A 2,911-nucleotide genomic window follows, 5' to 3' on the forward strand; every position below is an offset into this window, starting at 1 on the left:
GCTGCCCGGCACCGCCGGCTGGGCGCTGTCGGAGGACGACTTCGCCCACCGGGACGGCATGGTCACCAAGGCCGAGGTCCGGGCAATCGCGCTGGCCAAGCTGGCCCCCGCGCCGGGCACGCTGATCTGGGACGTGGGCGCGGGATCCGGCTCCGTTGCGGTGGAATGCGCCCGGTTCGGCGCGGCGGTGGTCGCCGTGGAACGCGATCCGGTGCAGTGCGTGCGCATCATCGCCAACGTCACGACGCACGGCGTGGAAGTGCGCGTGGTGGAGGCGGAGTTCCTGGCCGCGGTACACGGTTTGCCGCAGCCCGACGCGATTTTCGTCGGGGGCGGCGGCACGAAGGTGGTACGGGCGGCGGCGAGCGTCGGCGCGCCGCGCATGGTGGTTTCGCTGGCGGCGGTCGACCGGATCGCGCCGGCGCGGGATGCGTTGCGGGAGAGCGGTTACCGGGTCGAGGGCGTGCAGATGTCCGCGTCCCGGCTCGCCGATCTGCCCGACGGGTCGAGCCGGTTGTCGGCGGTGAACCCGGTGACGGTGTTGTGGGGGGTGCGGTCGTGATCGGGTTGTTCGCCATCGACGCGGAGCAGCGCAAGCTGGCTGTGGAGCTGTCGGCGATGCTGGGCCGGGACACCGTCGTCGCGGACGGCGCGGTGCATCAGGCGGTGCACCGGATGTGGACCAAGATGGGCGCGGCGGTGCTGCTGATGCCGACCGGCGCGGCGGTGCGGACCATCGCGCCGATGCTGGTGCAGGACGAGTCCTCGCCGGCGGTCGTGTGCGTGACCGAGGGCTTTGTGGTGGTGCTGGCCGGCGGCAGCTCGGGCGGGGCCAACGCCCTGGCCGACCGCGTCGCCGAGGTGCTGGGCCTGACCATGGTGCAGTCCAGCGGCAGCGACAACACCGGCGACACCGTGCTGGAGCAGCTGGTCGACCGGCTCGACGCCACTGTGGACGGTGACCTTGCCGAGTGCGCGGCCGCGATGCTCGACGGGGAGCCGATCCGACTGCTCAACCCGATGGGCTTCGAGCTGCCGCCGATGCCGGACAACGTGGGCCAGACCAACGGCGCCCGCTGGACGATCGTGATCGACGACCGGCTGGGGCAGCCCGTGCCCGACGGCGGCGAGATGCTGCGCATCGTGCCCCGCACGCTGGTGGTCGGGCTGGGCGCGTCCAAGGGCGTGTCCGGCGACGAGGTCACCTCCGTGCTGTCCATGCTGGAGTGGGACTTCGGGCTGGACCTGCGGGCGGTGCGGGCGTTTGCCAGCATCGACCTGAAGGCCCGCGAGGAAGGCGTGCTGCAGGCGCTGGAGGACTGGAACTTCTGGCACGGCCAGGGCAGCGTCGGCGAGGACCCGCCGACCCTGCTGACCTATCCGGCCGAGATTCTGTCCACAGTGGACGTTCCCAATCCGAGTCCGGTGGTGGAGCGGGAAACCGGCACGGCCAGCGTCGCCGAGGCGGCGGCGCTGTTCGCGGCGGGGGAGATGGCCGAGGGCCGGACCGTGGAGCTTGTGGTGCCGAAGGCCAAGAGCGAGAACGTGACGGTGGCGGCGGCGCGCATCAAGCCCCAGTAGTGGGTCGCACAGGCGGGTGAACTCCTCGCCAGCCTGTGCCGGAACGCGCCCGTCGGCGAGCACAATCGAGGGTGTGCGTCCCTGGACCCGGTACTGGCTGACCGCCGCCGTCGCCGTACCCGCTGTGTTGGCGGTGGTCGGCATCGCGGTGCAGGGCAACGACATCGAGCGCCAGATCTCCGCCGAGTCGACGAAGGCCCTGAGCGGCTCGGGCGACGTGGTGGTGAGCGGCCGGGACGTGACGCTGGTCGGCGTGCCCTACGAGCGCATCCCGGACGCCAAGAAGGCCGTGCAGGCGTTGCCGGGAGTGCGGGCGGTGAGCGCACGGGATCCTGCGCTGGGGCCGCTGACGATTTCCGTCGACGACAAGCAGGTCGTCATCACCGGGACCACGCAGCAGGACGCGTGGCGCAAGCAGTTCCTGCACGTGATCGGGGAATACGCGCACGGCCGCGCCCTCGTCGACCACACCTCGACCAGCCCCGGCACCGACTTCGCCATGACCACCACCGCCGCCGCGGCCCTGGTTTCCGTGCTGACGCTGGAACCCGGCTCGGACGTGAAGGTGTCGGTCGTGGACGGTCAGGTCGTGCTGGACGGCGTGCTGGCCGATGCCGCGCGCAAGGCCAACACCATCGCGCTGCTGGAGCGGCTGTTCGGCAAGGGCGTGGTCGTGGACAAGACCAGGAGTGCGTGATGTTGTGGTTGTTCAGCCAGGTTTTTGTGCTGTGCCTGGTGTCCTTCGTGGCCGGTTCGGCGATGACCGCCGTGGTGTTCGTGATGCAGCGCCGGCTGGCGCCGCCGCCCGCGGTCGAGCCGACCGGGGAGCGTCAGCTCGTCGAGATGGAGGCGGAGTGAAGACCCTGTTGGTGGCCGCCCTGATGCTGGCCACGGCCGGCGTCGCCTCGGCCCAGTCCGTCTCAGTTCAGGCTGTTCCGGCTGTTCCGCGTGACACCGGCCTGCACGACTGCGGCACCCGGCTCGACGCGACCTCCGCCGTCGGCTGGTGCCACGGCACCGGCCGTTTCCGGATGGACGTGCTGTGCGCGGACGGCTCGATCGAGCACAGCGGCACGGTGGCCATCGTCGACGGCTACGGCCTGGTCAGCGCCTCCTGCTTCAACCGGCCCCAGGCCGCTCGGATCGTCATGAAATCCTGAGCCATGTGACCGACCAGCTCTCCGTCCTGCGGTCCCGGGTGGACACCGGGCACCTGCCGCCGCTCACCCGCGCCGTGGTGGAGCGGGTGATGCTCACCACGGCCGACCCGACCTGGCTCGGCGACCTCGTGCTGGACGAGGCGGCGCTGGCCGCCGGGCGAGACGCGCTG

At 71.4% G+C, this 2,911-nt stretch carries 5 protein-coding genes; all 5 read left to right on the top strand.

All coding sequences use genetic code 11. The features are described from left to right. Positions 1-562 (top strand): precorrin-6Y C5,15-methyltransferase (decarboxylating) subunit CbiT (gene cbiT / locus KUTG_RS34840; protein WP_063753601.1); only part of this gene is annotated, 562 nt, incomplete at its 5' end. Then, the gene (locus KUTG_RS34845; protein WP_043731667.1) at positions 559-1,581 is read left to right on the top strand and encodes a cobalamin biosynthesis protein; all 1,023 of its coding nucleotides are present in this window, start codon (positions 559-561) and stop codon (positions 1,579-1,581) included. The genes cbiT and KUTG_RS34845, both read left to right, overlap by 4 nt. Positions 1,582-1,654: 73 nt before the next feature. Next, positions 1,655-2,278 carry a hypothetical protein gene (locus tag KUTG_RS34850; RefSeq protein ID WP_043722951.1) on the top strand — a complete coding sequence of 208 codons (624 nt, stop codon included), beginning with the start codon at positions 1,655-1,657 and terminating at the stop codon, positions 2,276-2,278. Continuing rightward, positions 2,278-2,439, top strand: coding sequence for a hypothetical protein (locus KUTG_RS59280; protein WP_157494951.1), 162 nt, complete (start codon positions 2,278-2,280; stop codon positions 2,437-2,439). The genes KUTG_RS34850 and KUTG_RS59280 overlap by 1 nt, the downstream gene beginning before the upstream one ends. Next, on the top strand, positions 2,436-2,741 hold the full coding sequence (locus KUTG_RS34855) for a hypothetical protein (protein WP_043722953.1): 306 nt from the start codon (positions 2,436-2,438) through the stop codon (positions 2,739-2,741). The genes KUTG_RS59280 and KUTG_RS34855 overlap by 4 nt, the downstream gene beginning before the upstream one ends. The last annotated feature ends 170 nt before the right edge of the window (positions 2,742-2,911 follow it).

This window comes from Kutzneria sp. 744 (assembly GCF_000568255.1).
Lineage (GTDB): Bacteria > Actinomycetota > Actinomycetes > Mycobacteriales > Pseudonocardiaceae > Kutzneria.

Excerpts from the sequence above, each read along its gene's own strand:
- KUTG_RS59280 (WP_157494951.1), top strand. The coding sequence starts at position 2,278 with ATGTTGTGGTTGTTCAGCCAGGTTTTTGTGCTGTGCCTGGTGTCCTTC.